The 25,746-nt window shown below is 75.2% G+C and carries 25 protein-coding genes; 10 read left to right on the top strand and 15 right to left on the bottom strand.

Translation table 11 applies throughout. The features are described 5' to 3' along the window. Window positions 1-16 precede the first annotated feature (16 nt). Both JQX11_RS30515 and JQX11_RS30510 read left to right on the top strand, forming a co-directional pair. A complete protein-coding gene (locus JQX11_RS30515) occupies window positions 17-658 on the top strand; it encodes a hypothetical protein (RefSeq protein WP_204928380.1) in 642 nt (213 codons plus the stop codon). A 155-nt stretch (window positions 659-813) separates the two neighbouring features. Then, window positions 814-2,280, top strand: a complete 1,467-nt coding sequence (locus JQX11_RS30510) for an SDR family NAD(P)-dependent oxidoreductase (RefSeq protein WP_204928379.1) — start codon at window positions 814-816, stop codon at window positions 2,278-2,280. A gap of 41 nt (window positions 2,281-2,321) precedes the next feature. On the opposite strand, the gene JQX11_RS30505 is transcribed toward JQX11_RS30510, so the two are convergent. The 4 genes from JQX11_RS30505 to pip all read right to left on the bottom strand — a co-directional run bounded on the left by JQX11_RS30505 (window position 2,322) and on the right by pip (window position 6,725). Further along, window positions 2,322-2,693 (bottom strand): hypothetical protein, encoded by a 372-nt coding sequence (locus JQX11_RS30505; protein ID WP_204928378.1) that lies wholly within the window; start codon window positions 2,691-2,693, stop codon window positions 2,322-2,324. A 115-nt stretch (window positions 2,694-2,808) separates the two neighbouring features. Beyond that, window positions 2,809-4,383, bottom strand: a complete 1,575-nt coding sequence (locus tag JQX11_RS30500) for an FMN-binding glutamate synthase family protein (RefSeq protein WP_204928377.1) — start codon at window positions 4,381-4,383, stop codon at window positions 2,809-2,811. Between the two features lie 59 nt (window positions 4,384-4,442). Next, window positions 4,443-5,576, bottom strand: coding sequence for a peptidoglycan recognition protein family protein (locus JQX11_RS30495; protein WP_204928376.1), 1,134 nt, complete (start codon window positions 5,574-5,576; stop codon window positions 4,443-4,445). Between the two features lie 195 nt (window positions 5,577-5,771). Then, window positions 5,772-6,725: a prolyl aminopeptidase gene (gene pip, locus JQX11_RS30490; protein ID WP_204928375.1), complete on the bottom strand. Its 954-nt coding sequence runs from the start codon at window positions 6,723-6,725 to the stop codon at window positions 5,772-5,774. Window positions 6,726-6,776: 51 nt separating this feature from the next. Here pip and JQX11_RS30485 point away from each other — a divergent pair, with 51 nt between their 5' ends. The 4 genes from JQX11_RS30485 to JQX11_RS30470 all read left to right on the top strand — a co-directional run bounded on the left by JQX11_RS30485 (window position 6,777) and on the right by JQX11_RS30470 (window position 11,605). Beyond that, entirely contained in the window at window positions 6,777-7,307 is a 531-nt protein-coding gene (locus tag JQX11_RS30485; protein WP_204928374.1) for a MarR family winged helix-turn-helix transcriptional regulator, read from the top strand. A gap of 139 nt (window positions 7,308-7,446) precedes the next feature. Continuing rightward, a complete protein-coding gene (locus JQX11_RS30480) occupies window positions 7,447-9,066 on the top strand; it encodes a serine/threonine-protein kinase (RefSeq protein ID WP_204928373.1) in 1,620 nt (539 codons plus the stop codon). A 93-nt stretch (window positions 9,067-9,159) separates the two neighbouring features. Further along, window positions 9,160-10,146, top strand: coding sequence for a mechanosensitive ion channel family protein (locus tag JQX11_RS30475; protein WP_204928372.1), 987 nt, complete (start codon window positions 9,160-9,162; stop codon window positions 10,144-10,146). Window positions 10,147-10,351: 205 nt separating this feature from the next. Continuing rightward, window positions 10,352-11,605 carry an MFS transporter gene (locus tag JQX11_RS30470; RefSeq protein ID WP_204928371.1) on the top strand — a complete coding sequence of 418 codons (1,254 nt, stop codon included), beginning with the start codon at window positions 10,352-10,354 and terminating at the stop codon, window positions 11,603-11,605. Between the two features lie 39 nt (window positions 11,606-11,644). Here the strand turns inward: JQX11_RS30470 and JQX11_RS30465 are convergent, their stop codons facing one another. Together JQX11_RS30465 and JQX11_RS30460 are read right to left on the bottom strand one after the other, a co-directional pair. After that, the gene (locus tag JQX11_RS30465; RefSeq protein WP_307826448.1) at window positions 11,645-12,040 is read right to left on the bottom strand and encodes a YchJ family protein; all 396 of its coding nucleotides are present in this window, start codon (window positions 12,038-12,040) and stop codon (window positions 11,645-11,647) included. A gap of 63 nt (window positions 12,041-12,103) precedes the next feature. After that, the gene (locus tag JQX11_RS30460) at window positions 12,104-12,754 is read right to left on the bottom strand and encodes a C39 family peptidase (RefSeq protein WP_204928369.1); all 651 of its coding nucleotides are present in this window, start codon (window positions 12,752-12,754) and stop codon (window positions 12,104-12,106) included. Window positions 12,755-13,277: 523 nt separating this feature from the next. Here JQX11_RS30460 and JQX11_RS30455 point away from each other — a divergent pair. Further along, complete coding sequence (locus JQX11_RS30455) at window positions 13,278-14,282, top strand: phosphotransferase family protein (RefSeq protein WP_307826446.1); 1,005 nt, start codon at window positions 13,278-13,280, stop codon at window positions 14,280-14,282. A gap of 13 nt (window positions 14,283-14,295) precedes the next feature. On the opposite strand, the gene JQX11_RS30450 is transcribed toward JQX11_RS30455, so the two are convergent. From JQX11_RS30450 to JQX11_RS30435, 4 genes are all read right to left on the bottom strand, one after another. Then, the gene (locus JQX11_RS30450) at window positions 14,296-15,405 is read right to left on the bottom strand and encodes a magnesium and cobalt transport protein CorA (RefSeq protein WP_307826445.1); all 1,110 of its coding nucleotides are present in this window, start codon (window positions 15,403-15,405) and stop codon (window positions 14,296-14,298) included. 71 nt (window positions 15,406-15,476) lie between these two features. After that, a complete protein-coding gene (locus tag JQX11_RS30445; protein ID WP_204928367.1) occupies window positions 15,477-16,109 on the bottom strand; it encodes a class F sortase in 633 nt (210 codons plus the stop codon). A gap of 110 nt (window positions 16,110-16,219) precedes the next feature. Continuing rightward, the gene (locus tag JQX11_RS30440; protein WP_204928366.1) at window positions 16,220-16,711 is read right to left on the bottom strand and encodes a hypothetical protein; all 492 of its coding nucleotides are present in this window, start codon (window positions 16,709-16,711) and stop codon (window positions 16,220-16,222) included. Between the two features lie 297 nt (window positions 16,712-17,008). Then, the gene (locus tag JQX11_RS30435) at window positions 17,009-17,869 is read right to left on the bottom strand and encodes a class I SAM-dependent methyltransferase (RefSeq protein WP_204928365.1); all 861 of its coding nucleotides are present in this window, start codon (window positions 17,867-17,869) and stop codon (window positions 17,009-17,011) included. 109 nt (window positions 17,870-17,978) lie between these two features. On the opposite strand from JQX11_RS30435, the gene JQX11_RS30430 reads away from it, so the two are divergent. Then, window positions 17,979-19,244, top strand: a complete 1,266-nt coding sequence (locus JQX11_RS30430) for an MFS transporter (RefSeq protein WP_204928364.1) — start codon at window positions 17,979-17,981, stop codon at window positions 19,242-19,244. 28 nt (window positions 19,245-19,272) lie between these two features. Here the strand turns inward: JQX11_RS30430 and JQX11_RS30425 are convergent, their stop codons facing one another. Together JQX11_RS30425 and JQX11_RS30420 are read right to left on the bottom strand one after the other, a co-directional pair. After that, window positions 19,273-20,343: a Gfo/Idh/MocA family oxidoreductase gene (locus JQX11_RS30425; RefSeq protein WP_204928363.1), complete on the bottom strand. Its 1,071-nt coding sequence runs from the start codon at window positions 20,341-20,343 to the stop codon at window positions 19,273-19,275. Between the two features lie 74 nt (window positions 20,344-20,417). Next, window positions 20,418-21,515, bottom strand: a complete 1,098-nt coding sequence (locus JQX11_RS30420) for a serpin family protein (protein WP_204928362.1) — start codon at window positions 21,513-21,515, stop codon at window positions 20,418-20,420. 99 nt (window positions 21,516-21,614) lie between these two features. Here JQX11_RS30420 and JQX11_RS30415 point away from each other — a divergent pair, with 99 nt between their 5' ends. Beyond that, window positions 21,615-22,793: a lycopene cyclase family protein gene (locus JQX11_RS30415; protein WP_204928361.1), complete on the top strand. Its 1,179-nt coding sequence runs from the start codon at window positions 21,615-21,617 to the stop codon at window positions 22,791-22,793. A gap of 13 nt (window positions 22,794-22,806) precedes the next feature. Here JQX11_RS30415 and JQX11_RS30410 read toward each other — a convergent pair whose 3' ends face one another. Continuing rightward, the gene (locus JQX11_RS30410; protein WP_307826443.1) at window positions 22,807-23,913 is read right to left on the bottom strand and encodes a serine hydrolase domain-containing protein; all 1,107 of its coding nucleotides are present in this window, start codon (window positions 23,911-23,913) and stop codon (window positions 22,807-22,809) included. A gap of 115 nt (window positions 23,914-24,028) precedes the next feature. Between JQX11_RS30410 and rnhA the strand changes: the two genes are divergently transcribed. Continuing rightward, window positions 24,029-24,493, top strand: a complete 465-nt coding sequence (rnhA, locus tag JQX11_RS30405; protein ID WP_204928359.1) for a ribonuclease HI — start codon at window positions 24,029-24,031, stop codon at window positions 24,491-24,493. Between the two features lie 59 nt (window positions 24,494-24,552). Here rnhA and JQX11_RS30400 read toward each other — a convergent pair whose 3' ends face one another. Both JQX11_RS30400 and JQX11_RS30395 read right to left on the bottom strand, forming a co-directional pair. Next, window positions 24,553-24,804: a hypothetical protein gene (locus JQX11_RS30400; protein ID WP_088645850.1), complete on the bottom strand. Its 252-nt coding sequence runs from the start codon at window positions 24,802-24,804 to the stop codon at window positions 24,553-24,555. An 83-nt stretch (window positions 24,805-24,887) separates the two neighbouring features. Next, window positions 24,888-25,736 carry a pentapeptide repeat-containing protein gene (locus JQX11_RS30395; RefSeq protein ID WP_204928358.1) on the bottom strand — a complete coding sequence of 283 codons (849 nt, stop codon included), beginning with the start codon at window positions 25,734-25,736 and terminating at the stop codon, window positions 24,888-24,890. Window positions 25,737-25,746: the final 10 nt, after the last annotated feature.

Here is a 25,746-nt window from a genome sequence, read left to right as displayed (position 1 = left end):
GTGAAGGGAATCCCGCGTGAACTGGATCGCCCGGACGGGCCTGCCGCTGCGGCGGCGGGGCCCGGGAACGACCACCCCCCTGCGTGCCGTCCTGGCCGCCCTCGCCGTGCTTGTCGCGGGGGTGGCCGCCACGTTCACCGTCGCCACGCCGGCCAGCGCCGCGACCACGACGATCTGCAAGAGTTCCCCGATCCCCGCCGGCTACGTGATCGTGGCGGAGGGGTCGTCCGCATCCTGCCCGTACAGCTTCCCGAACACGTGGACCATCACCACGCCGTCGACCACCTCGACCACCGTCGTGTGCAAGGTCTCCACCATCCCGCCCGGCTACGTGATCCTGGCGGAGGGGTCGTCGGCGTCCTGCCCGTACAGCTTCCCGAACACGTGGACCATCAAGATCCCGCCGACCGGCTCGGCGAGCGTGATGTGCAAGGCGTCCACCCTGCCGTCCGGTTTCGTGATCGTCGCGCAGGGCTCGTCGGCGTCCTGTCCCTACAGCTTCCCCAACACCTGGACCATCACCACCCCGTCCACCACGGGCATCACCGTCATCTGCTCGGCCTCGCCGATCCCCGCCGGTTATGTCGTGGTCGGCACCGGCTCGTCGGCGTCCTGCCCGTACAGCTTCCCGAACACCAAGAGCATCAGGCTGCCCTGACGGGCGGGCTCGGGCTGCGGCTCCGGACGGGGGCCGTGGCCCGGCTCACCGCCGACGCCGAGCCCCGCGCGTCGCGTCGGCCCGGCCCGGGTGCGTAGAGTTCCCGGGTCGGGCCGGCGGTCGGCCCCGGACGCGAGGGCGGGACGATAGCGGACATGACGGTGGACAACGTCGGACAACCGGTCCCCGACGCCGGCACCCCCGGCGTCGACCAGGACGAGCTGGCGGTCGCGCTGCGGGTCTTCGCGGCGCTGGAGTCGCTGCCCAGCGACCACCCGGACGTGGTACGGGTGCAGCGCGCCACCGCCCGGCTGTTCAAGATGGTGAAGCAGCGGCGACGCGAGGAGCGGCGGGACGCCGTCCTGGCGCACGACCGGGCCGTGACGGCCGCCACCGCCACCGGCGCCCCGGGGCGGATCGACGACGAGACCAAGGGCATCCCGCTGGCCTCACCCACCGCCGGGGACACCGCCGGAACCCTGATCAACCCGCGCGGCTGCTACATCTGCAAGACCCGGTACCGCCAGGTGGACGCGTTCTACCACCAGCTCTGCCCCGACTGCGCCGCGCTCAACCGGGAACGCCGCGACGCACGGTGCGACCTGACCGGGCGGCGGGCCCTGCTCACCGGGGGGCGCGCCAAGATCGGCATGTACATCGCGCTGCGCCTGCTGCGCGACGGCGCGCACACCACGATCACCACCCGGTTCCCGCACGACGCGGTCCGCCGGTTCACCGCCATGCCCGACAGCGCCGACTGGCTGCACCGGCTGCGCGTGGTCGGCATCGACCTGCGCGATCCCGCCCAGGTGGTGGCGCTTGCCGACTCGGTCGCCGCGCAGGGCCCGCTGGACATCCTGATCAACAACGCCGCGCAGACCGTACGCCGCACCCCCGGCGCGTACGCCCACCTGGTCGCCGCCGAGGCGGCGGCACTGCCCGAGGGACCGCTGCCGGAGCTGCTCACCTTCACCGGTGGCCGGGGCGTCACCCTGGCGCTGCCCGAGGGCACCCTGCCGACACCCACCATCGCCCCGCACGCGCTCACCGCGCTGGCGTTGACCGGCCGGTCCGCCACGCCGGAGCGGATCGCCGCCGCCACCGCCGTGGACGCCGGTGGGCTCGCCCCCGACCTGGGGGACACCAACAGTTGGGTGCAGCGGGTGCACGAGGTCGACCCGGTCGAGCTGCTCGAGGTGCAGCTGTGCAACGTGACCGCCCCGTTCGTGCTGGTCAGTCGGCTCCGGCCGGCGTTGGCCGCCGCGCCGACCGGGCGGGCGTACGTGGTGAACGTGTCGGCGATGGAGGGGCAGTTCGCCCGGGGTTACAAGGGGGCGGGGCATCCGCACACCAACATGGCGAAGGCGGCGCTGAACATGCTCACCCGCACCAGCGCCGAGGACATGCGCGCCGACGGCATCCTGATGACCAGCGTCGACACCGGGTGGATCACCGACGAGCGCCCGCACCCGACGAAGATGCGCCTGGCCGACGAGGGGTTCCACGCTCCGCTGGACCTGGTCGACGGGGCCGCCCGGGTGTACGACCCGATCGTGCGTGGCGAGCGGGGCGAGGAACTGTACGGCTGCTTCCTGAAGGACTACGCGCCCTGCGCCTGGTGAACGGCACGGGGCAACCCCGGCCCGGGACGCGATCCGCCGCGTCAGGCTACCCGGGGGACCGGCAGCATGCCCCGGTGGGCGGTGCCCGAGATGTCGCCGGTCTGGTCGACGGCCGGTGATCTCGGCGCGACCGGAGCGGTAACGTTGAGCGGACCGGATGGCCCGCCGGCGGGCGGGACGGCCGGCAGCACCGTGGTCGGGGTGGACGACGCCTCGATCTCGGCCAGCACGGCGCGCAGCCGGGACACGTCGTCGAGGGCCATCCGGAACGACCCCCGGCAGGTCGTTCCGCTCCACAGGGACAGCACCACTGCTGCCCGCTCCGGGTGGTAGCTGACCCGCATCGTCCGGTCGTCGCCCCGCGTGTCGGTGAACAGGTCACCGAAGCTGGGCATCGGCAGTACCTCTCCCATCCGTCCAGCATGCCCGAGCCGACGGCGACCGGGAAGCCCCGACGGATCAGTCGGGCAATCGGGGCGTTTCCCGGTCGGGTCGGATGGCTCGGCGTCCCCGCAGGAGCGAACCGCGTCAGCCCTGGGCGGTGGCCGAGGGGAGTGCGCTGCCGCCCCGGGGCGCCTCGCCGGCCATCAGTCGGGCGATCTCCGCCCGGTCGGCCGCCGACGGCAGCCCCCACTGCGGTTGGTAGCCGTAGACCTCCCGCAGGGGGCGGGCCGAGGTCCGGCCGTCGAGGATCTCGATGGCGTCGGTGTCGATCAGCCCCGGGTGCTCCACCCCGCACGCCTCGGCCACCTTGACCAGGTCCCGGCGCAGGGTGCCGATGTAGTTGGCCGCCCGCACCGACTTGCGGGCCGGGTCCAGGCCCCGGGCCAGCCAGGCGTTCTGGGTGGCCACCCCGGTGGGGCAGGTGTCGGTGTGGCACTTCTGCGCCTGGATGCAGCCGATCGCCAGCATCGCCTCCCGTCCCACGTTGACCAGGTCGCAGCCGAGCGCGAAGGCCACCACCGCGTTGTCCGGCAGGCCGAGCTTGCCCGCGCCGACGAAGACGGTCTGCTCGTGCAGCCCCCGCTCGGCGAAGGTGCGGTAGACCCGGGCGAAGCCCTGCTGGAACGGCAGCGACACCGAGTCGGTGAAGATCAGCGGTGCGGCGCCGGTGCCGCCCTCGCCGCCGTCGACGGTGACGAAGTCGACGCCCCGGCCGGTGTCGCGCATCAGCGTGGTCAGCTCCTCCCAGAACCCCAGGTCGCCGACGGCGGACTTGATGCCGACCGGCAGCCCGGTCTCGGCGGCCAGCAGCTCCACCCAGTCCAGCAGGCTGTCGCAGTCGGAGAACTCGGCGTGTCGCGACGGGCTCACGCAGTCCTGCCCGGGGGTGATCCCCCGGGTGGCGGCGATCTCGGCGGACACCTTCGCCCCGGGCAGCAGCCCGCCCAGGCTGGGCTTCGCGCCCTGGCTGAGCTTGATCTCCAGGGCCCGCACCGGTGCCCCGGCGACCAGGTCGCGCAGCCGGGCGAGGTCGAACCGGCCCCGGGTGTCCCGGCAACCGAAGTACGCCGTACCGAGCTGGAAGACCAGCTCGCCGCCGTGACGGTGGTACGGCGACAGGCCGCCCTCGCCGGTGTTCTGCAGGCAGCCGGCCAGCGCCGCCCCCTGGTTGAGGGCGGACACCGCGTTGCCGGACAGCGAGCCGAAGCTCATCCCGGAGATGTTGACCACCGACCCGGGGCGGAACGACTTCGCCCGGTCGCGTGGCCCGCCGAGCACCTTGGCCGCCGGCAGCCGTACGTCGTGCCCGGCGGCCGGAACCGACGACGGGACGGTTCGGGCGAACGTGCGGTGTTTGATGATCGGGTAGCCGGGACTGCGTTCGACGTCGTTGTCGGTGCCGAACCCGAAGTAGTTGTTCTCCTGCTTGGCCGAGGCGTAGATCCACCGCCGCTGGTCCCGGGTGAACGGGCGTTCCTCGTCGTTACCGGCGACGATGTACTGCCGCAGCTCCGGCCCGATCGCCTCCAGCAGGTACCGGGCCCGCCCGACCAGCGGGAAGTTGCGCAGCAGCGCATGGTCACGTTGGAGGACGTCCCGGGCGGCCAGGCCGGCGACGGCGGCGGCGATCACGGGTACGGTACGGCGGGCCCACGTCATGCCGGCCACACTCCCCGTTGCCGCCGCCGCCCAAACGCCCCTGCCCGCGTGGCGTGTGGTCAGCGCCGCAGCGACTGCCGCACGATGCCGCCGACCAGTGCGCACCAGGTGCTGGTGGAGACCCGGCCGGTGCGGGGCAGGTTGTGCAGCGCCTGGAGGTCCTGCACGGCGCGGCGGGTGGCCGGGTCGTAGCTGCCGGTGACGGTGACCTCGGCGTAGCCCTTCCAGTTCAGGATGAACTGCACCGCCTGCACGGGCAGGCCGGTGGCGTCGCGGTCCAGTTCGGGCGCGAGGGTCTCCCAGGTGGGGGCGGTCAGGGTGGCGTCGACGTCGACGGGGATGCCGTTGCGCGCCTGCCAGTCGCCGACGGCGGCGACGGTGGCGGCGTCGAACGTGCCGCTCGGGGTGACCGGGTAGCCCCGGTAGGCCAGCAGGTACTGGGCGACCTGGACGCCGGGGGCGTTGACGAAGCGCCACAGGTCGGGCCAGCGGCGCTCCGGCACGTCGACCGGGCGGGTGCCGAGCCGGCGGAACACCTCCCGGCGCACGCCGGGGAAGAGGCGGTAGAACTGCGCGCCGGGGCAGAGCGTGGCGCGGAAGTCCCAGTGGCCGAAGATGTCGTGGGCGTGCAGGCCGTACTGCCGGCAGATGGTGGTGCAGAGCCGGACCAGCGAGTCGAGCAGCGCCTGTGGCGGGGTGTCGGTGACGTAGGTGCCCTCGTTCTCGATGCCGATGGCCCGGCCGTTCTCGCCGGGGCAGTGCGCCGAGATCATCTGCCGGTCGCCGGCCCGCAACCGCTCCAGGCTGCCGTGTCGTCCCTCCAGGACGTACCCGCCCCGGCTGACGGTGAAGTGCTGGCCGGTGTCCGACCAGCCGTTGCCGTCCATGTGCAGGTCCTGGCAGTCGTGGGCCAGGGTGACCGCCTGCTCGCGGGAGTAGTCGGTGACGTTCGGGAAGGCCATGTGGTGCACGATGATCTTGTTGGTGGGGATCGTGCTGACCGACAGCGGGTCGGCCGGCGGGCGGGCGTCCCACTCGTCGCACCCGATGATCCAGTCCAGGTCCGCGCCGGGGGCGGCGGCCCGGGCCTCGCCCGGCAGGGCCAGTTCGGAGCCGACGACCGCGACGGTGGCCGCGCCGAGGCCGGCCCGCAGCAGCGTACGACGGTCGAGTGCGGGGCGTACGACGGGCATGGCATCTCCTCGGCGACCGGCGACGGCACTGGCGACGAATCTGAAAACTAGCTCCAACGATTACGCGTGAGATGGAGGATATTGCCACCCCGGCGGTCGGCGCTAGAGGGCGTCATCGATCGATTCTGCCCATCGTCGCGGCGTGCCGGGCAGAACTGTCCGAATTTCCTGCCGTCGGGGTCCCGGGGCGACCGCTCAGTCGGCGACGGCGAAGTCGTCCAGGGCGGCCAGCAGGTGCCGCCGGGTCTGCACCGTGCCGAAGTGACCCGCCCCCTCGACCACGTGCAGGCGCGAATCCGGCCAGGCCCGGTGCAGCTCCCAGGCGGTGGTCAGCGGGCTGCCCAGGTCGACCCGGCCGTGGATCAGCACCCCCGGGATGCCGGCGAGCCGGTCGGCCCGCCGGATCAGCTCACCCTCGGCCAGCCAGGCCCCCTGCGAGAAGTAGTGCGCGCAGATCCGGACCATCGCGGTCCGCTCGGCCGACGGGCGGTCGCCGTACGGGTTGCCCACCCCCTCGGCGGAGACCACCGCGTCCTCCCAGGCGCACCAGTCCCGCACCGCCCGCTCGCGGACCGCCGGGTCCGGATCCTCCACCAGCCGGGCGTACGCGCCGACCACGTCGTCGTCCGGGCCGACGCCGCCGCCGGCGAGGAACCGTTCCCACTCGCGGGGGAAGTACCTGCCGACACCCCGGTAGAGCCAGTCGACCTCCGACCGGCGGGTGGTGGTGACCGCCCCGATCACGATCGCCGACACCCGCTGCGGGTGCTGCTGCGCGTACGCCAGCAGCAGCGTCGAGCCCCACGAGCCGCCGTAGAGCAGCCACCTGTCGACGCCCACGTGCTCGCGCAGCCGTTCCATGTCGGCGACCAGGTGCGCGGTGGTGTTGTGCCGCAGGTCGGTGGCCGGGTCGGCGGCGTGCGGGGTGCTGCGCCCGCAGTTGCGCTGGTCGAACAGGACCACCCGGTAGCGGGCCGGGTCGAAGTACCGCCGGGCCCACGGGCCGCAGCCCGAGCCCGGTCCACCGTGGACGACCAGCGCCGGGCGGCCCGCCGGGTTGCCGCAGACCTCCCAGTAGACCTGGTTGCCGTCGCCGACGTCGAGCATGCCCTGGTCGTACGGCTCGATCGGCGGGTACCGCTCGTCCATCGGTGGACCTCCCCGGGGTCGCGAGATACAACAGCGCTGTTACATTACGGCATGCCCGACGAAGCGTCCGACCCCGCACTGCTCGGCACCCGGCTGCGGCACCTGCTCGAACTGCTCGACGGCGACGTCGCCGCCGTCTACGCCGACCTCGGGCTGCCTGGCCTGCGCCCCCGCTACACCCCGGTCCTGATCGCGCTCGACCGGCTCGGCCCGGTGTCGATCCGTACCCTCGCCGGGGCGACCGGGGTGACCCACTCCGCCGCCAGCCAGACGATCGCCCGGATGGCCGCCGACGGGCTGGTCACCCTCAGCCCCGGCGTCGACGCCCGGCACCGCATCGTCACCCCCACCGACCGGGCCCGGGACCTGCTGCCCGTCCTGCACGCCGAGTACGCCGCCACCGCCACCGCCGCCCGCCGGTTCGAGGCGGAGCTGGCGTACCCGCTGAGCCGCCTCGTCGACGAGGCCCTGGCCGCGCTGCGGCGGCGGTCGATGCGGCAACGCGTCGCCGACGTCGCCCCCCAGTTCGCCCGCCCGACCGGCCACGACCCGGGCGACCGGCCGGCACCCCCGACCGGGTGACCGGAAACAATCTCCGCAGCCGGACGTCCGGACGCGAGGAAACAACCGTTGCGCCGATGGACCGCAGCTCGACCCGGGTAAGAATGATCAGTGTGGCCCTGACCTGTGACCAGTCCCGGCGGACCGGAAAGGCCGGCGGGTGACCGGCGACTGGCGGTTGTCCGGCTACACCCCGGTACGGCAGCTCGGCACGGGCGCGTCCGGTCGGGTGCTGCTCGCCACCCACGACGCCACCGGCACCCCGGTCGCCATCCGCTACCTCACCCCGTCCCTCGGTGCCGACCCCGCCTTCCGGATGGCCTTCCGGGAGCAGGCGCGGCTGCTGGTCGACGTGGACGATCCGCACGTCTGCCGGCTCTTCGAGTACGCCGAGTCGCACTCCGCCGCCGCGATCGTCACCGAACTGGTCAACGGGGTGACGCTGCGCGACCTGCTGCGCGCGCACGGCCCGGTCCCGCCGGAGGCCGCGCTCCACGTCCTCAAGAGTTCGCTCGCCGGGCTCGCCGCCGCGCACGCCCGGGGCGTGGTGCACGGCGACCACCGGCCGGAGAACGTCCTCGTCACCCCGGACGGGCGGGGCAAGCTCACGGACTTCGCCGTCGTCCTGCCCACCGGCACCGGCCGCCGGCTGGCCCCCGAACAGTGGACGGGCGCCCCCGCCGAGCCGGCCGGCGACATCTACGCCGCCACCGCCACGTTCGCCGAGTGCCTCACCGGGCGACCCCCCTACGACGGGCGGGACCTGGCTACCCTGCGCACCCAGCACAGCGCCGCGCCGGTCCCGGACGCCCCGACCCCGGCACCCGTGCACGACCTGCTCCGGCACGGGCTGGCCTGGTGCCCCGGCGACCGTACCCAGCCGGCCGAGATCTTCCTCACCGAGCTGGAACACACCGCCGCCCGCTCGTACGGCGGGGACTGGGAGGAACGCGGCCGGCGTCAGCTCGCCCAGCGTGTCGCGCTGCTCGCCGCGTCCCTGCCCCTGCCCGACGGGGCACCCGGAGCCGGCGAGGCGGCGGACGCCCCCGACGCCGGTCCCCACCCGGCCCTGCGGCGCGGCGGCCTGCGCAGCGTCCTGGTCGGGGTGGGCCTGACCGCCACCCTGCTGGTCGGCGTCGTCGCGCTAGGTGTCGCCGCCCGGCGGTCCGGGCCGCTCACCCTCGCCGACGGCGCCGTCGGGCCGGGCGCGACCGCCGCCGCCACCCGCAGCCCCGCGCCGCTGGCCGCCGCGCCGGCCATCACCGTCGTGCCGGCCGAGCCGAGCCGCAGCCCCACCCCGGCGGCGAGCACCGCCGGTGCGCCGACCAGCACCGCCCCGACCCGGTCCGCCGCCGCGACCACCACCCGGGTACGCACCCCGAGCCCCGCGCCGCCGACGACGCCGAACGTCCCGCTCCTGCCGCCGGACGTGTCGCCGCCGACCGTGTCCACCCCCGACGTCACCCCGACCACCGTGGAGCCGCAGGGCTGCCCCAACGGGGTCACCGCGACCACGGTCAGCGCGACGGTCGTCGACGACCGGGCCGCCGGCGACGGACTCCGGGTGGTGTTCCGGTACACCCTCGACGGTGCCACCCGGACCGTCGGCATGGACCAGACCGCGCCGGACGTCTTCCAGGGCACCCTCGGTGACCTGCCGGCACCCTCGGCGACCGCCCGGATCCCGGTCCAGGTCGTCGCCGTCGACGACGCCGGCAACGCCTCGGCGCCCACCGGCCCGGTCGTGGTGTCGCTGCTGCCCGCCTGCACGTCGCGCTGACCGGGCCGGCCGGGTGCCGGGCCCGTGGGGTTTCCGGCGACCGGGCCGGGGGTAGCTTCGGGGGCCGACCGAGCTGACGGTGGAGGACCACGGATGACAGACAAGTTCAGCGATGCGGTGGGCGACGCCCTACGGGCGGTGATGCTCTTCCTGCCCAAGGCGGTCGCCTTCGTGGCGATCCTGGTGGCCGGCTGGCTGATCGCCAAGGCCGTCCGCAGGATCGTCGACAAGGTGCTGGAACGGGTGCACTTCGACCGGGCCGTCGAACGGGGCGGCATCAAGACCGCGCTGGCCCGTTCCCGCTACGACGCCAGCGACATCGTCGCCAAGCTCGCCTACTACGGGGTGCTGCTGGTGACCCTCCAGCTCGCCTTCGGCATCTGGGGCCCCAACCCGATCTCCGACCTCATCGCCGGCGTGATCGCCTGGCTGCCCCGGGCGTTCGTCGCGATCGTCATCGTGGTCGTCGCCGCCGCCATCGCCAACGCGGTCAAGGACATCATCAGCAGCGCGCTCGGGGGTCTGTCCTACGGCCGGGTGCTGGCCAACATCGCCTCGGTGTTCATCCTCGGCCTGGGGGTGATCGCCGCGCTCAACCAGATCGGCGTCGCCACCGCGGTCACCACGCCGGTGCTGGTCGCCGTGCTCGCCACCGTCGGCGGCATCCTCGTCGTCGGGGTCGGCGGTGGGCTGATCCGCCCGATGCAGGCCCGCTGGGAGTCCTGGCTGACCCGCGCCGAGCAGGAGTCGCGCACCATCGCCACCCACGCCCGCGCCTACCAGGCCGGCCGGCGCGACGTCGAGACCCGGCTGGACCCGTACGCGGAGGCCGAACGCACCCAGCCGGTGCCCACCACGCCCGCCCCGGTCCCCGCCCCGCCCGCGCCGGTTTCCCCCACGCCGCCTGCGGCGGTGGCGATGGACGACGACGCCGAGCGTACCCAGGTGGTGACCCGCCCCGACGATGTCGAGGCGACCCAGGTCGTGCCGCGCCAGGCCGGACCGGCCGACGGTCCCGCCACCGACAGCGAGGCCACTATGGTCATCCCCCCGGTGGACCCGGAGACTCCCCGCCGCTGACCGTGCCGCGCGACGGGGGCGGACGCCGCAGCAGGCTCCGCCCCCGTCGGCAGGTGGACACCGCGCCGGGGCCGCGCCGACGGCCGCAGCCGGCTAGCATCGGGCACATGACCTGGCGATGTTGATCCGGCACTGAAGGCCGAAACCGTGGACCGCCACGGACGCCGCACCTCCCGCGTCCGTTCCGTCCCCGGGAAAGGCCCTGATGAATCTCCTCTCCGCGCGGGTGCCCGACACCCGTGTCCGCCGGCTGTCCGTCACGCTCTACGGCTACCTGTTCCTCAGTGATCTCGTCCTGCTCTACCCGGTGTACGTGCTGCTGTTCAGCGACACCGGGCTCACCGTCGGACAGATCTCCGCGCTCTTCGTGATCTGGTCGGTGACCGCGATCGTGCTGGAGGTCCCCTCCGGGGCCTGGGCCGACGCCGTCTCCCGACGTCTGCTGCTCTGCCTCGCGCCGCTGCTCACCGGGGCCTGCTTCGCGCTGTGGGTGCTGGCCGGGTCGTGGTGGGCGTTCGCGCTCGGCTTCGTCCTGTGGGGGGCGGGCGGCGCGCTCGGCTCCGGCGCCCTGGAGGCGTTGGTCCACACCGAACTCGACCGGCTCGGCGCGGCCGGCCGCTACGCCCGCACGATGGGGCGGGGGCGGACCGCCGGGGTGCTCGGGGTGCTGGCCTCGATGGTGCTGGCCGGCCCGGTCCTCGCCGCCGGCGGTTACCGGGCGGTCGGTGCGGCGAGCGTGCTGTCCGCCGTCCTCGCCGCCGCCGTCGCCACCCGCTTCCCGGAGCACCGTTCCGTCCCGCCGCCCACCGCTCCCGCCGACGGGCCGGCCGGGCCGGGCTGGCGGGCGGGCCTGCGTGCGGGTCTCGCCGGGGCCCGCGCCGACCGGCGGGTACGGGCGGCCGTGCTGCTCGTCCCGGCGGTGACGGCGGTCTGGGGCGTTCTCGACGAGTACGCCCCGCTGCTGGCCCGCGACACCGGCGTCGCGGCGTCCACGGTGCCGCTGCTGCTCCTGCCGGTCTGGCTCGGGATGACCGTCGGCGGGCTGCTCGCCCCGGCGGCGGAACGCCTGACCGACCGCGGCTACGCGGCACTGCTCACCCTGGCCGCGGTCGCCCTGGCCGCCGGGGCCGCCGTCCGGCATCCGGGAGGCTTCCTGCTGCTCGGGGTGGCGTTCTGCGCGCTGCAACTGGCCACCGTGCTCGCCGACGCCCGCCTCCAGGACCGGATCACCGGCCCGGGACGGGCCACCGTCACCTCGGTCGCGGGCATGGGCACCGACCTGGCCATGGTCGTGGCCTACGCCGGTTACCCGCTGGTCGCCGCGACCGGCGGGCACCCGCTGGCGTTCGTGGCGGCGGCCGTGCCGTACCTGCTGGTGGCCGGGGTGCTGGCGGTGTCGGGGCGGGCCGGTGACCACCCGGTGGTGCCGCAGCGCCCGACGACGTCGGCGGCGCGGTGAACCGGCCCGTCGGGAGCGGGCACGGCGGCGGTGCCGGGATCAGTCCGGTGACGCGTCCAGGTAGACCCAGTTGCCGTCCTCGCGGACGAACCGGCTGTGCTCCGCCATCGTGCCCGGCTGCCCGGCCTCGCGGTAGTGGGCGCGGAACGTCACCGTGCCGGCGGTGTCCAGCAGGCCGCCGCGCGTGCTGTCGACGATCTCCAGCCGGGTCCACCGGGTGGCGGGGTCGAGGTGCAGCCGACGGGGCCGGGTGGTGGAGTGCCAGCTCCGCAGCAGGTAGTCGGCGTCGCCGACGGCGAAGGCGCTGAACCGGGAACGCATCAACGCCTGCGCGGTCGGGGCCGTGCCGTGGCCGGCGTGCAGCGGCCCGCAGCAGTCGTCGTACGGCAGGCCGGTGCCGCAGGGGCAGGGCCGCAGGGACGTGTGTTTCGCCACCCGCCCATCCTGCCGCAACCGCCGGACGGGCCGACCCTGGGTCGGCCCGTCCGGGTGCGGCGGTCAGGAGGCGTAGCCGCGGCTGGCGATCCAGTCGCCGAGGTTGTCGACGGTGATGCGGTACGAGGCGGTGTCCGGGTTGGCGGAGTCGGCGATGGTGACGGTCCTGCCGTCGTCGTGGTAGCCGGTGACGCTGATGTAGTGGCCGCCCTCGAAGGAGTGGTCGTTGCCGTCGGTGTCGGTGGTGGTGCCGGCGATGTTGGCGACCACGGCGCGGCCGTCGTCGATGGCGCGGACGATGTCGGCGCGCAGCGTGTCGGTCTGCTTGTCGTCGGCCTTGCTGCTGCGGATCTCGGTGCTGTGGTAGGCGTCGCGGCCGGTCTCCCGGTTGAGCACCGGGGTGATGTCGTTGATGCTGTCGGTGCCGTCCTCGGTGGTGCGCATGTGCTTGGCCATGGTGTCCACGTCGATGTTCTTGCCCTGCACGCTCAGCGCGTTGCGGGCGGCGGCCGGGCCGCAGTAGTAGAAGTTGGGCTGCGCCTCGTAGTCGACCTTCAGCTCGCGCTCGCCGGCCGGCTTGCGGTCGGCCTGGAAGGCGGCGGGGCGGGTGGTCCCGGCGGCGTGGGCGGCGATCGCGGGGCCGGCGACGCCACCGGCGGTGGCGGCCAGGCCGGCGACGGTCAGGGCGGTCTTGCGCAGGATGTCGGTACGCATGGGGAGGCTCCTCTGCGTCGGGGGTGCGGTGGACGCCGGGGGAGAGGGCGTCGCGGAAGTCAGGAGGGAAGCGCCGGCGGTCGGGGGACCTGCTCGGGCGTCCGGGGGAGGTGTAACCAACCCGGTGGCGACCGCATTCCGTGGTCGGTGGTCCGGGGCCTGCTCCCCGCGGGGAGCGGCGGTGGTATGCCAGGTACAACGCCCCGGCCCCGGCGACGATTCCGCCGTCGGGGTGGCCCCGGCCACGCGACACCGGCCCCGGAGGCGACACACCGGCGGTGACCGCGCGCCACGCCGGCCCGCCCACCGGACACCGACGGCGACGTCGCCCCGTACCGGCCGGCGGGCCGCGTGCCGCGCAGGCGGGCGGTAGCGACCTGGGCGAACCCGACATTCCGCGCAGACGGCGATGCCCGGGGCGAACGCCCGTCCTCGCCCCGGAGCGGGGCGGCGGTCCACCGCTAGCCTGGACGGTCATGAACGTCGCACAGCGGGACGGCCGGCGGCACCGGTGGGTACGCCGGTGAGCCCCACCCAGCGCCTCCTCGACACCGACCAGGTCCGCCGGTACGTCGCGGCCTCCCTCGGGCCCGCCGTGCGGGTCACCGACTGCGGGCCGCTGCGCGGAGGTGGATTCGCCGCCGTCTGGTGGGTCCGGCTCGACGACGGGCGTGCCGTGGTGCTCAAGGTGGGGCCGCCGCCGTCGGTGCCGCTGCTGCGCTACGAACGCGACCTGATCGCCGCCGAGGCACGCTACCTGCGGCTGGTGGCGGCACACGCGCCGACCGTGCCCGTGCCCCCGCTGCTGCACCACGGCAGTGACCCGGTCCTCGGGGACTGGCTGCTCACCGGCCACCTCCCCGGGCGGATGCTGTCCACGCTCGTCGCCGAAGGCACGCCGGTCGACGGGGTGTGGACCGGGTTGGGTGCCGCGTTCGCCGCCCTGCACCGGGTTACCGGCGACCGGTACGGCTACGACGGCGGCCGGGCCGCCGGGTCGACCTGGCGCTCGGCGTACACGGCGATGCTGGACGACCTGCTCGCCGACGCGGCCGACTGGGCGGTGCCGCTGCCGCTGCCGGCCGACCGGTTGCGGGCCCTGGTCGCCCGGCACGCCGGGGTGCTGGACGTGGTGCGCCGTCCGGCGCTGCTGCACTTCGACGGCTGGGCGGGCAACGTCCTCGCCGTACCGGGCCCGGACGGCGGGCACCGGCTCGGCGGGCTGGTCGACGGTGAGCGGTTCCTGTACGGCGACCCGCTGCTGGACCTGGTGTCGCCGCTGCTGTTCCGCCGCGCCGAGGACACCCCGGACGACCCGTTCCTGCGCGGCTACCGCACGGCAGGGGCGCGGGTGACGCTGGACGAGCCGGGGGTACGCCGCCGGCTCGGCCTCTACCGGCTCTACCTCTACCTGCTGATGACGGTGGAGGCGCCCAGCCGGGGGATCACCGTGGAGACCGAACCCGACCGGTTCCGGATCCTGACGCGGTTGCTCGACGAGGAACTGTCCGACCTGGACGGGACCTGACCGGGCGGTGGGGTCAGAGCCAGCCGGAGCGGCGGAAGAGCCGGTGCAGGGTGAACGCCGCGGTCGCCATCAGCGCCAGCGCGGCCGGGTAGCCGTACCGCCAGGACAGTTCGGGCATCCGGGCGAAGTTCATCCCGTAGACCCCGGCGACCGCCGTCTGGGTGGCGGCGATCGCCGCCCACGCCGCGATCTTGCGCATGTCGTTGTTCTGGTCGACGGCGAGCTGGGCCAGCCGGGACTGTAGGAGCGAGTTGAGCAGTTCGTCGTAGGCGGTGATCCGGTCGACCGCCCGGGTGAGCCGGCCCTCCACGTCGACGTACCAGCGGCGCAGCCCCGCCGGCAGGCCGCCGTCGGGGCCGGCCACCAGGGCACGCAGCGGCTCCTGGAGCGGCAGGACCGCCCGCTTGAACTCGACCAGCTCCCGTTTGAGCTGGTAGATCTGCTGGATGTCGGCGGCGTGCTCGGGGGCGAAGACGGTCTCCTCGACGCGTTCCAGGTCCCGTTCGAGGTGGGCGGCGACCTCGAGGTAGAGGTCGACCATGCGGGCGGTCACCGCGTACGCCACCGCCCACGGGCCCTCGGCGAGCAGCGACGGGCGGCCCTCGATCTCGCGGCGGACCGGCGCGAGGGCGCCGGAAGCGCCGTGCCGGACGGTGACCACGAATCGGTCGCCCAGCAGCACCATCACGTCGCCGGTGTCCACCACGTCGGAGGTCGCGGTCAGCTCGCCCTGGGCGACGTAGGCGGCGGTGCGCAGCACCAGCAGGGTGACCGGGCCGTGCCGCTGCACGGTGGGGCGGTGCCCGTCGGCGAGCGCCTGCGCCACGGTCAGCTCGTCGAGGCCGAACACCTGCCCGACGGCGGCGAGCACGGCCGCGCCCGGGTCGTGCAGGCCCAGCCAGACGAAGGCGTTGCGGCCGCGTCGGGAGCGCGCGTACGCGTCGGCGTAGTGCGGCCGGCCGGCCTCCCGGCGGCCGTTGACGTAGACCGCGCAGTCGACCACGGCGTCCGGGTTGGAGCGTCGGGCCGGCCGGTCGGGGGTGTCCCCGGGACGTCGGCGCAGCCGGCCGACCAGGGTGCCGAGCCGGGGTCCGAGCAGGGTCGTCAGCGCTCGCCGCTCCACCGGGTACCTCCGCCTCGCCGCCCGTCCGCCGGCCCACCGTAGTAGGGCGGCGCGACGCCGGGCGGGGCGGGTCAGCCGACGGCGGTGGCCCGTACGACGACGTTGTCGGAGTAGTCGCGGGACCGTTCGTCGAACCGCCCTCCGCAGGTGACCAGGCGCAGCGTCGGTCCCGGTCCGCCCGGCCCGTAGACCAGCGCGGTGGGGAAGTTCCGCTTCGGGTACGCCCCGACGCCGTCGACCGCGAACCGCACCACCCGTCCGTCGGCGCGGGTGACCCGGACGGTGTCCCCGGGGCGCAGCCGCCCCAGGTCGAAGAAGACCGCCGGTCCGTCGCGGGTGTCGACGTGCCCGACGACGACGGCGTTGCCCGCCTCGCCGGGGCTGGCCCCGGGCCGGTACCAGCCGGCGACGGTGGGCTGGTCCAGCGGCGGCACCTCCAGGGTGCCGTTCGGGTCGCCGGCCACGGGCACCAGGTCGGCGTGCACGCCGATGGCGGGGATGTCGATGCGCACCGGGGTGGAGCGGGGCAGGGCCGGGATCGGGGAGCGGCTGGTGTTGCCGCCGCTGACGTCGATGCTCGGCTGGGGTGGTCCGACCGGTCCGAGGGTCAGCCCGGCGGCGATCAGCGCGATCCCGGCGGCGCCGCTGACCGTGACCGCGGTGACGGCGGCGCGGGTCCGGCCCGCCCACTCGCGTACGCCCATCGCCCGTCCTCCCCGACGTCCGACGTGGTCGGGGTGCCCGTACCGGTTCGGTGCGGGCACCCGTCCCCAGGGATGGTGTGCCGCGTCGTCGGCCGTCGCCTGTCGTGCCGTCAGGCGACGGTGCCCGCCGTCGCTCGGCGTCGGCGGCGCAGCAGCACGGTGGTGCCGAGCGCGGCGGCCCCGGCGAGGGCACCTCCGGCGGCCAGCAGGCCGGTGTTGCCGGCTCCGCCGCCGGCCCCGGCGGGCGCCGCGCCGATCGGCGTGACGGTGAAGGTGGCGCTGCCGGCGGAGCTGCCGTCGCCGCAGGTGGCGGCCACGGTGTAGCTGCCGAGGGTGAACCCGGCGGTGAAGAGTTCGGCGCTGAGCCCACCGCCCGCCGCGGCGGTGGTGGAACGGACGTTCTGGTCCCGGTCCGGGCCGGTGACGTGGAAGAGCACGTCGCCCGCCTTCGGGTTGCAGGTCGTCGCGGTGAGCACGACCGTCCCGCCGACCGGCGTGGTGGCCGGTGACACCGTGGTGTCCGCGAGTGCGGCGGTCGGGAGCAGGAGCGTGCCGAGTCCCACGCCGAGCGCCGTCGATACGAGAACCTTCTGTGCCTTCATACGCGTCTTCCCTCACTTTTCGTCCGCTGTCTGCGTGGGACGTCGTTCGGGTGGCCAACTCCGTAACTAGCACCGGTGTGCCCAACACTAGGAGGGATGGGCCCTCCTACCGGGGTAAATGAGAAATCTTCGTTGCCGTCACGTGTTTTCCCGTCCGCCACCGAGCTGCGGAAATGCCCGGACACTGCGGACACCCCGCGCCGACCCCACAACCCAGCCTCCTAGGATGCTTTAGGGGTGGTGACCGTCCCACCCACGGGTCCGGCCCGAAACGCGACGGACCCGCCGGAACCGGGATCAGCGTCGACGGGCCTGGAGGGTGTACGTCTGGGGGAGCCGCCACGGGCGTTCGGTCAGCCGCCACTCGCCGTGCTCGTCGCGGGTCTGCCGCCCCGGCAGCGCGTCCCAGGGGGCGCTGTCGTGCTCGTGCAGCATGGTCAGCTCCAACCCGGCGTCGAGCAGGGCGGTGACCACCTCCCCGAGGCCGTGGTTCCACTCGTGGGTCGTGTTGTGGGTGAAGGTGGCCTCGGTGCTCACGTAGGTGCCGCCCTCGTCCCACACCAGGGGTTCGGCGCGCTCGAAGTACGGGTGCTCGACGGCCAGCACGCCGTCCGGGCGGGTCTCGTCCAGGGCCCACAACATCGGGTGCCCCTCACGCAGGAACAGCCGCCCGCCCGGACGCAGCAGGGCGGCGACCACGCCCGCCCACCGGCGGATGTCCGGCAGCCAGCACAACGCGCCGACGCCGGTGTAGACCAGGTCGAAACCGCCGACGCCGAGCACGTCGGGCGCGTCGTACACGTCGGCCTGGACGAAGTCGACAGCCGCGTTGGTGCGGTCGGCCAGCGACCGGGCCTGGGCCAGCGACGCGCCGGAGAAGTCCAGGCCGGTCATCCGCGCGCCGAGCCGGTGCAACGACACGGTGTCGGTACCGATGTGGCACTGCAGGTGCACACCGCGCAGCCCGCCCACGTCACCGAGGCGGGGCAGGTCGAACCGGACCACCTCGCTGAGGTAGCCCGGGTCGGCGGCGAACCGCTCCACGGCGTAGTCCGGGGAGGCGGCGTGGGCGGCGGCCCGGTCGTCCCAGCTGGCCCGGTTGAGGGTGCGGTAGTCGGTGCCGGGCGTCTGCCGGCCCGGCTCGTCGTCGTCGGTCACCGGCTGACGGTGGCAGATGCGCCAGGTCGGCTCAACGGCAATTCGGCGGCCGGTCACGGGCCCGGTGACCGGCGGTGGGTGTCAGAGCTGCCTGGTAGGTTGCCGGCCCGTGACGGGGGAGGGACTGGACGCCCGGTTCGGCCGGCTCTGGGCGGCGACCACACTGTCGGCGCTGGGCAGCGGTATGGCCACGGTGGCGGCCCCGCTGTACGCGGCGGCCCGCAGTGACGATCCGCTGGTGGTCGCCGCCGCTGCCGGCGCGGCCTGGCTACCCTGGCTGCTGTTCGCCCTGCCCGGTGGGGTCCTGGTCGACCGGCTGGACCGGCGGCGGTTGATGGTGGTCATCGACGGGGTGCGGGTGGTCGCCCTGCTGGCGTTGGGCGTGGCGATGCTGGCCGGGCGGGCCGGGATACCGCTGCTGTACGCCGTGCTGTTCGTGGCGAACACCGGTGAGATCGTGTTCCGGTCGGCCAGCCAGGCGATGCTGCCGACGATCGTGCCCACGGCCCGGCTGGAACGGGCCAACGGCTGGCTCGGCGGCGGCACCACGGTGGCCCAGAGAATGCTGGCGGGCCCGCTCGGCGGGTTCCTGTTCGTTCTCGCCGAGAGCCTCCCGTTCCTGGCCAACGCCGGCACGTACGCGCTCAGCGCGGTGCTCGTCGCGCTGATCGGCGGCTCGTACCGGGGCGGTGGGGACGCCGTCGGGGCGGCGGCCCGGTCGGTCCGGGCGGAGATCGGCGCGGGCTTCCGGTTCCTGATCGGCCAGCGGCTGCTGCGCGTGATGGCCCTGCTGATCGGCCTGCTCAACCTCACCCTGACGGCGGCGATGGCGGTGCTGGTGCTGCTGGCGACCGAACGTCTCGGCCTGGACTCCGTCGGCTACGGGCTGCTGTTCACCAGCATGTCGGCCGGGGGGCTGCTCGGCGCGGTGGTCGGTGACCGGCTCATCGCCCGGGTCGGCGCGACCTGGACGGTACGGGTCGGGTTGCTGGTCGAGGCGGGGCTGCACCTGGCGTTGGCCGCCTCGACCAGCGCCTGGCTCGTCGGGTTCGCGCTGTTCGCGTTCGGGGTGCACGGCGCCCTGTGGGGGATCGTGTTCCATTCGCTGCGGCAGCGGCTGACCCCGTCCGAGCTGCGCGGCCGGGTCGGTGCGACGACGCTGTTCATCGCGGCCGGCGGCAACTGCGTGGGCGCGCTGCTCGGCGGGGTGGTGGCCGGTCGGTTCGGGCTGACCGCGCCCTACTGGGTGGGGTTCGTGGTGGCCCTTGCCGTCGCGGTGGCGACCTGGCGGGTCTTCGACCGTGCCGTCGTGGCCGCCGCCTACGCCGGCACGCCGTCCCGGTCGGCCGCCGCGCCCGGTGCGGTCACGGGGTGAGGCGGGCGGGGAGCCCACGCGCGTGTCGTCAGGCGGGGACGGTGAGCACGGTCCGCTCGGCGGCGCTGCGGTGTGCCAGCTCGATCAGTTCCACCGTGCGTACCGCGTCCCGGGGGTCCACCGGCAGCGGTCCGTCGCCGCGTAACGCCGCCTCGACCTGGGCGTAGAAGTCCTGGTAGCGGCCCGGTTCGGTGGGTGTCGGGCGGAGGTCGTCGCCCGCGCCGAGCAGGCCGTACCGGTCGGGGGTGACCTCGCCCCAGCCGGGTGCGTCGGGCCGGCCGCCACGGCGCAGCGCGTCCTCCTGCCCGTCGAGGCCGTGGCAGGTGTACGCGGCGCGGTCGCCGAGGACCCGTAGCCGGGGGCCGAGCTGGGCGGTGACCGCGCTCATCCACAGGTGGGAGCGGACCCCGCCGACGTGGGTGAGCGCCACGAACGCGTCGTCGTCGACCTGCGCGCCGGGGCGACGCCGGTCCACCTCGGCGTAGACGGTGTCGACCGGCCCGAACAGCTGCACGGCCTGGTCGACGAGGTGTGCGCCGAGGTCGTAGAGGACCCCACCGGCGTCGGCGGGGCTGCCGCCCTCCCGCCAGCCGGCCCGGATCTGCGGCCGCCAGCGTTCGAAGCGGGACTCGAACCGGGTCACCCGGCCGAGCGCGCCGTCCTCGACCAGCCGTCGTACGGTGCGGAAGTCGCCGTCCCACCGGCGGTTCTGGAACACGGTCAGCGGCACGCCCCGGCGGTCCGCCTCGTCGACCAGCGCGCGGGCGTCGGCGGCGGTGGCGGCGAGCGGCTTGTCCACCACCACCGGCAGCCCGGCGGCGAGCGCCGCCCGGGCGTGGGTGACGTGGGAGCTGTTCGGGGTGGCCACCACCACCAGGTCGAGGGCGTCCGGGTCGGCCCACAACGCCCCGGCGTCGTCGACGACCCGGGCGTCGGGGTGCTCGTCGGCGACCTGCTGCCGCCGCTGCGGGTCGGCGGTGACGACGGCGGCCAGCCGTAGCCCGCCGGTGGCGGCGATCAGCGGGGCGTGGAACACCCGGCCGGCGACGCCGTAGCCGAGCAGCCCGACCCGCAGTGGGTGCCGCGTGCCGTCCGTCATGCTGGTTCCCCGATCGTCGCCGCCGGTGGTCCGGTCCCCACCGAACCTACGCGCCGGTCGGTGCGGGTCCGGTGTCAGGCCGGCGTCGGGTCGGTCACCCAGCCGGCGACCAGCACCAGGCCGGTGGGGCGGTGCACGGCGAGGAAACCGAACGGGCGGTCCACGTCGAGGCGTACCCGGCGTCGCCGGACGGTGGCGCGGGGTGCCGCGCCGCCGGCCCGCATGGCCAGGGCGGTGACGGCGGCGGCCCGCAGGCCGGTGGCGGTGAACTCGGCGCGGGCGCTCTGCCGGGCGTCGGAGACCGACAGGCGGGGGCTGATGTCGGGGAAGTGGTCGCCGTCGCGGGCGGCGGTGGTGAGGCCGAACAGGTCGGCGTGGTCGAGCAGGTCGTGCTCGCCGGTCACGGTGAACCCGACGGTACGTACCAGCAGCTCCGGCCGGTCGTCGTGCCCGTCGACGGTGTCCTCGGTGACGCCCGGTCCGGCCGGTGCGGGCAGGGTCGCCGGGTGGTCGAGCGCGTGGATCGCGGCGGGGAGCACCCGGGCGGCGGGTTGACCGGGCGGGCCGAGGGCGAGCAGCACGTCGACGTCGGCGTCCCCGGTGACGGTGAGCAGGCTGACCGGGCCGGCGGCGGTGTCGGCGACCCGCAGCGCCGTCGGGTCGCCGCCGCCGGAGTGCAGTCCGGCCAGGGTGCGGCCCTGCCACGGCCCGGTCGCCGGTCGGCAGGGGGCGGGGTGCAACGGGGTGGCCCAGTCGACGAGCACGCTCAGCGCGGTGGCCAGCACCAGCGCGGTGCCGGGGCCGACCGGGACGGGCAGCCGGGGGACCAGGCCGTCGGTGTGGTCGTGCGCCCACCGGTCGAGACGCGGTTGGTCGACGGTCGGGTCGCCGGTCAGCTCGCCCCGGGTCGAGGCGTCCACCTCGGTCAGCCACCGGTGGCCCAGGGGCAGTCCGGCGCGGGACCAGAAGCCTGCCGCGAGGCGGATGGTGGGGGAGTCGACCGGGGTGGCCGGGGTGGGGGCGACGGCGTGCAGTTCGGTGCGGGCCGGGCCGGTGGCGTACCGGGCGAGCAGGGCGAGCAGCGGGTACGCCCCGGCGCCGGACAGGACGGTCTGCCGGTCATCCAGGCGGGCCGCCCAGCGGGCGGTGAGGGCGTTGGCGGGCGGGCTCATGGGGCGGCAGGCTACCCGGCGCACCCTGCCGGGTGCCCGCCCGGCGTGGTGCGGTGGGGTCGGTGCGGCCGGCCGGCGGTGGTGTGACAGCGTGGCCGGGTGGGTGTACGCGAGGTCGACCTGGCCGTCGTCGGTGGTGGTGGGGCCGGTTCGCTGGTGCTCGCCGCGCTGGCCCGGCACGAACTGGCGGGGTTGCGGGTCGCCGTGGTGGACCCGGTGCGCAAGCGCGGCCAGGACCGCACCTGGGCGTTCTGGGGCGCTCCCGGCGGCGATCTGGAGCCGATGCTCAGCGCCAGCTGGTCGCGGGTGGAGGTGGCCACCCCGGCGGCGACCCGGGTGCTGGAGCTGACCCCGCTGCGGTACGCGATGCTGCGTTCCGCCCCGGTCTACGAGCGGGCCGCCGAGGCGGAACGGCGCCTCGGCGCGGCCCGCCACGACGTGGCGGTGGGGGCGCTCGACGACGACGGCACGACGGTGACGGTGCGCGACACCGACGGGCGGGCGGTGCTGCGCGCCGGGTGGGTCCTCGACTCGCGTCCCCGCCCGCCCCGCCGGCCCGGCCGGACGGCCTGGTTGCAGCACTTCCGGGGCTGGTGGTTGGAGTCGTCGACCCCGGTGTTCGATCCGGGGCGGGCGGTGCTGATGGACTTCCGCACCCCGCAGCCGACCCGGGGGGTGTCGTTCGGCTACGTGCTGCCGGTCAGCGACCGGTACGCGCTCGTCGAGTACACCGAGTTCTCCCCGGCGGTGCTCACCGACGCGGGCTACGACGCCGGCCTGCGCGGCTACGCGGGGCTGCTCGGGCTGGATCTGGCGGCGTTGACGGTGCGGGAGGTGGAGGACGGGGTGATCCCGATGACCGACGCGCCGTTCGACGGCCGCCCGTCGCCACGGGTGGTGCGCCTGGGCACCGCCGGTGGGGCGACCCGCCCGTCGACCGGGTTCACCTTCTCGGCGATGCACCGCCAGGCCGGGCAGGTCGCCGCCGCGCTCGCCGCGGGTCGTCCGCCGGTGCCCCGGCCGGCGTACCCGGGGCGGCACCGGTGGATGGACGCGGTGGCGTTGCGGGCGTGGGACTCCGGCGCGGTGGGCGGGCCGGAGTTCTTCGACCGGCTGTTCGACCGGAACCCGGCGTCGCGGGTGCTGCGGTTCCTCGACGGGGCGACCGGCCCGGCGGAGGACGTGGCCCTGATGCGGTCGAGTCCGCTGCTGCCGATGACCTCGGCGGTGGTCGGTGACGCGGTGGGCCGGCTGCGGGCCCGGCTGACCCGGCGCTGAGCGGGGGCGTCGGTCAGCCGGCGGCGCGGACCGTGTCGCGGACCAGCGTCCGCAGGCCCTCCATCGGGTCGCCGTCGTTCGCGCCGAGCCGGTTGCGGGTCGCCGCGACCGACAGGCCCAGCTCCGGGTACGCGTAGGCGAGGCTGCCGCCGCTGCCGGAGGTGCCGAACGAGCCGTCGTCGTCGACGGTGTAGCCGAGGCCGAACGCCATCTCCTGCCCGAACACCCATTCGACGCCCCGGACGGCCACCGCGCTGACCTGGCGCAGCCGGTCGGCGGAGATCAGGCGTACCCCGTCGACGTCGCCGATGAGGGCGGCGTAGAGCCGGGCGGCGGCGCGGGCGGTGAGGGTGCCCACGGCGGGCACGTCGGCGCGCAGCACGTCGGGTCGGCTGCCGATGCTGCCGTCGGGGCGGACGGCCGGTGGGGCGACGGCGTCGAAGTGCGGCAGGTTGGCGGAGGCGAACGCCATCAGGTCGGCCAGGCCGTTGTCCTCCAGGGTGGCCAGCCGGGGCAGGTCGGTGTCGGGTACCCCGAGGAACAGTTCCCCGGTGACGCCCAGCGGGGCGGCGATGTCCTCGGCGAGCACGGTGGAGACCGTCCGGCCGGTGACCCGGCGGACCACCTCGCCGACCAGCCAGCCGTACGTCCAGGCGTGGTAGGCGATCCGTTCGCCGGGCGCCCAGCGGGGCACCGCGTCGGCGACGAGGGCGCACATCCGGTCCCAGTCGGTGAAGTCGGCGGGGGTGACGTCGGCGGGCAGGGCGGGCACCCCGGCGGTGTGGGTGAGCACGTGCCGCAGGGTGACGGTGTGTTTGCCGTGCCGGGCGAACTCCGGCCAGGCGTCGGCGACGCGCAGGTCGTAGTCGAGCCGGCCCGCTTCGGCGAGGACGTGCACGACGCTGCTGGTCAGGCCCTTGCCGGTGGAGACGCTGAAGATCGGGGTGTCGGCGGTCAGCGGCCGGCCGGTGGTGGTGTCGGCGGTCCCGGCGGTCTCGTCGACGATCAGCCGGCCGTGCCGGTAGGCCGCCACCTGCACGCCTGCCTCCCGGCCGGAGTCGACGAGCGCGTGGATGGTCCGGCGTACCTCGGCCCGTAGGGCGTCCCCGTCGTTGGTCACGGTCGCCGACTCTGCCAGAGCCGGCCCGGGGCCGCCGCCGGTTTTCCGGCCGGTGCCGGGGCCCGTCCGTGTCCCTGCGGCGGGGGCCCGGTGGGGTGCCGGTAGGTTCGGCGGCATGGTGGACGGGGTCGTGGAGATCTGGACCGACGGGGCGTGCAGTGGCAACCCGGGGCCGGGGGGTTGGGGTGTGCTGCTGCGCTACGGCGGGCACGAGCGGGAGTTGTGCGGTGGCGAGGCCACCCCGACCACCAACAACCGGATGGAGCTGACCGCGGCGATCGAGGCGTTGGAGGCGCTGACCCGGCCGGCCACGGTGCGGCTGCACACCGACAGCACGTACGTGCGCAACGGCATCACCGGCTGGCTGGCGTCGTGGAAGCGCAACGGGTGGCGTACCGCGGCGAAGCAGCCGGTGAAGAACGCCGACCTGTGGCAGCGGCTGGAGGCGGCCTGCGCCCGGCACGAGGTGAGCTGGCACTGGGTGAAGGGGCACAACGGTCACCCGGAGAACGAGCGCGCCGACGCGCTGGCCAACCGGGGGATGACGCAGGCGCGGGCGGCGGTGGGCGTCTCCCGCTGAGCCCCGGGCCCCCGCACCCGCCGCGTCGTCGCAACCGCGCCGGGGCCGGTGGCGGCGCGCTACTCGGTGGGCGGGTGGGCGGCCTCCTCCTCGGCGGGGTCGCCCGCGCCGGAGACGGCGGCCACGTCGTAGCCGGCGCGGCTGGTCTCCCGGGCCGACCGGTGCTCCTCGGCGGGCAGGTCGGCGAAGTCGTCGCCGGTGTCCCCGCCGTCGCCCAGCGACTCGCCCGGCGGGCGCAGCGACGCCTCGTACGCCGGCACGCCGTCCGGCTCGTCGGTGTCGGCCCGGTCGGTGCGTGGTTGTTCCGTCATGCCGACCTACCTGCCCGCCCTACCGCCCGGCAAACCCACCAGCCGGGGCGCGGCCACGCCGGTCGCCGTCAGCGGCGGGGCTGTCAGCGGCGGGGGCGGCGCGGGCGGCGGGTCGGGGTGGGCGGCACCACCGTGGTCCAGTGCGCGGGGCGGCGCAGCCGTGCGGGCAGGCTGGTGTGCCGGTCGCCCCGGGCCGCCTCGAGCTGGGACTGGTGCAGGAACAGGGTGTCGGACAGGTCCGCCCCGCGCAGGTCCGCGCCGCGCAGGTCGGCCCCGGTGACGTCGGCCCGGCGCAGGTCGGCTGAGCGCAGGTCCGCGCCGAGCAGCCGGGCTCCGCGCAGGTTCGCCCCGCGCAGGTCCGCGCCCCGCAGGTCCGCGCCGAGCAGCAGCGCGCCCCGTCGGTCGGCCCCGCCGGTGCCGGCGCGGGCGGCGTCGCTGGCCGCCGCGAGCAGCGGGTTCACCCGGTCGCGGTGGGCGTCCACGTCGACGGTGGAAAGCTCCTGCGGCGTGCCGCCGGCCAGCGCGTCGGTGGCGTCGCGGGCGGCGCGCAGCTCGTCGTGCAGCGGGCCGGCGGGGGTGAGGGCGAGCGCCTCGGTGAGATACCAGAGCAGCTCGTGCAGGGGCCGGGTGACGGTGAACGCGGCGAACATGCCGGCGGCGGTGGCCGGGTCGGTGCGCCAGTCCCGGCCGGCGAAGGTGACCTGGCTGACGCGCTGGCCGGCGCCGAAGCAGTCGAACACGACGCAGCCGGGGTAGCCGCGGTCGCGCAGCTCGTCGTGGATGCCGCAGCGGGAGTCGACGCGCAGGTGGTGGCAGGGGCGGCCGGCGGGCTTGTCCCGGGCGAAGTCGGCGGAGGCGGCGAACGCCGGAGCGACGCAGCACAACCCGACACAGCGGGCGCAGTCCGCCCGCAGCCCGGTGGTGTCGGCCATGCTGCCCGTC

The sequence above is a fragment of the Micromonospora humida genome, assembly GCF_016901255.1.
In the GTDB taxonomy this organism is placed as follows: domain Bacteria; phylum Actinomycetota; class Actinomycetes; order Mycobacteriales; family Micromonosporaceae; genus Micromonospora; species Micromonospora wenchangensis.
Note: the sequence above shows the minus strand (reverse complement) of the source record. Positions and strands in the feature narration are given on the sequence as shown.

Coding starts and splice junctions, on each gene's coding strand:
- JQX11_RS30475 (WP_204928372.1), top strand. CDS start 9,160: ATGACAGACAAGTTCAGCGATGCGGTGGGCGACGCCCTACGGGCGGTG.
- JQX11_RS30445 (WP_204928367.1), bottom strand. CDS start 16,109: ATGGGCGTACGCGAGTGGGCGGGCCGGACCCGCGCCGCCGTCACCGCG.
- JQX11_RS30500 (WP_204928377.1), bottom strand. CDS start 4,383: ATGACGTGGGCCCGCCGTACCGTACCCGTGATCGCCGCCGCCGTCGCC.
- JQX11_RS30420 (WP_204928362.1), bottom strand. CDS start 21,515: ATGAGCCCGCCCGCCAACGCCCTCACCGCCCGCTGGGCGGCCCGCCTG.
- JQX11_RS30485 (WP_204928374.1), top strand. CDS start 6,777: ATGCCCGACGAAGCGTCCGACCCCGCACTGCTCGGCACCCGGCTGCGG.
- JQX11_RS30470 (WP_204928371.1), top strand. CDS start 10,352: ATGAATCTCCTCTCCGCGCGGGTGCCCGACACCCGTGTCCGCCGGCTG.
- rnhA (WP_204928359.1), top strand. CDS start 24,029: ATGGTGGACGGGGTCGTGGAGATCTGGACCGACGGGGCGTGCAGTGGC.
- JQX11_RS30440 (WP_204928366.1), bottom strand. CDS start 16,711: ATGAAGGCACAGAAGGTTCTCGTATCGACGGCGCTCGGCGTGGGACTC.
- JQX11_RS30505 (WP_204928378.1), bottom strand. CDS start 2,693: ATGGGAGAGGTACTGCCGATGCCCAGCTTCGGTGACCTGTTCACCGAC.
- JQX11_RS30510 (WP_204928379.1), top strand. CDS start 814: ATGACGGTGGACAACGTCGGACAACCGGTCCCCGACGCCGGCACCCCC.
- JQX11_RS30425 (WP_204928363.1), bottom strand. CDS start 20,343: ATGACGGACGGCACGCGGCACCCACTGCGGGTCGGGCTGCTCGGCTAC.
- JQX11_RS30495 (WP_204928376.1), bottom strand. CDS start 5,576: ATGCCCGTCGTACGCCCCGCACTCGACCGTCGTACGCTGCTGCGGGCC.
- pip (WP_204928375.1), bottom strand. CDS start 6,725: ATGGACGAGCGGTACCCGCCGATCGAGCCGTACGACCAGGGCATGCTC.
- JQX11_RS30395 (WP_204928358.1), bottom strand. CDS start 25,736: ATGGCCGACACCACCGGGCTGCGGGCGGACTGCGCCCGCTGTGTCGGG.
- JQX11_RS30400 (WP_088645850.1), bottom strand. CDS start 24,804: ATGACGGAACAACCACGCACCGACCGGGCCGACACCGACGAGCCGGAC.
- JQX11_RS30460 (WP_204928369.1), bottom strand. CDS start 12,754: ATGCGTACCGACATCCTGCGCAAGACCGCCCTGACCGTCGCCGGCCTG.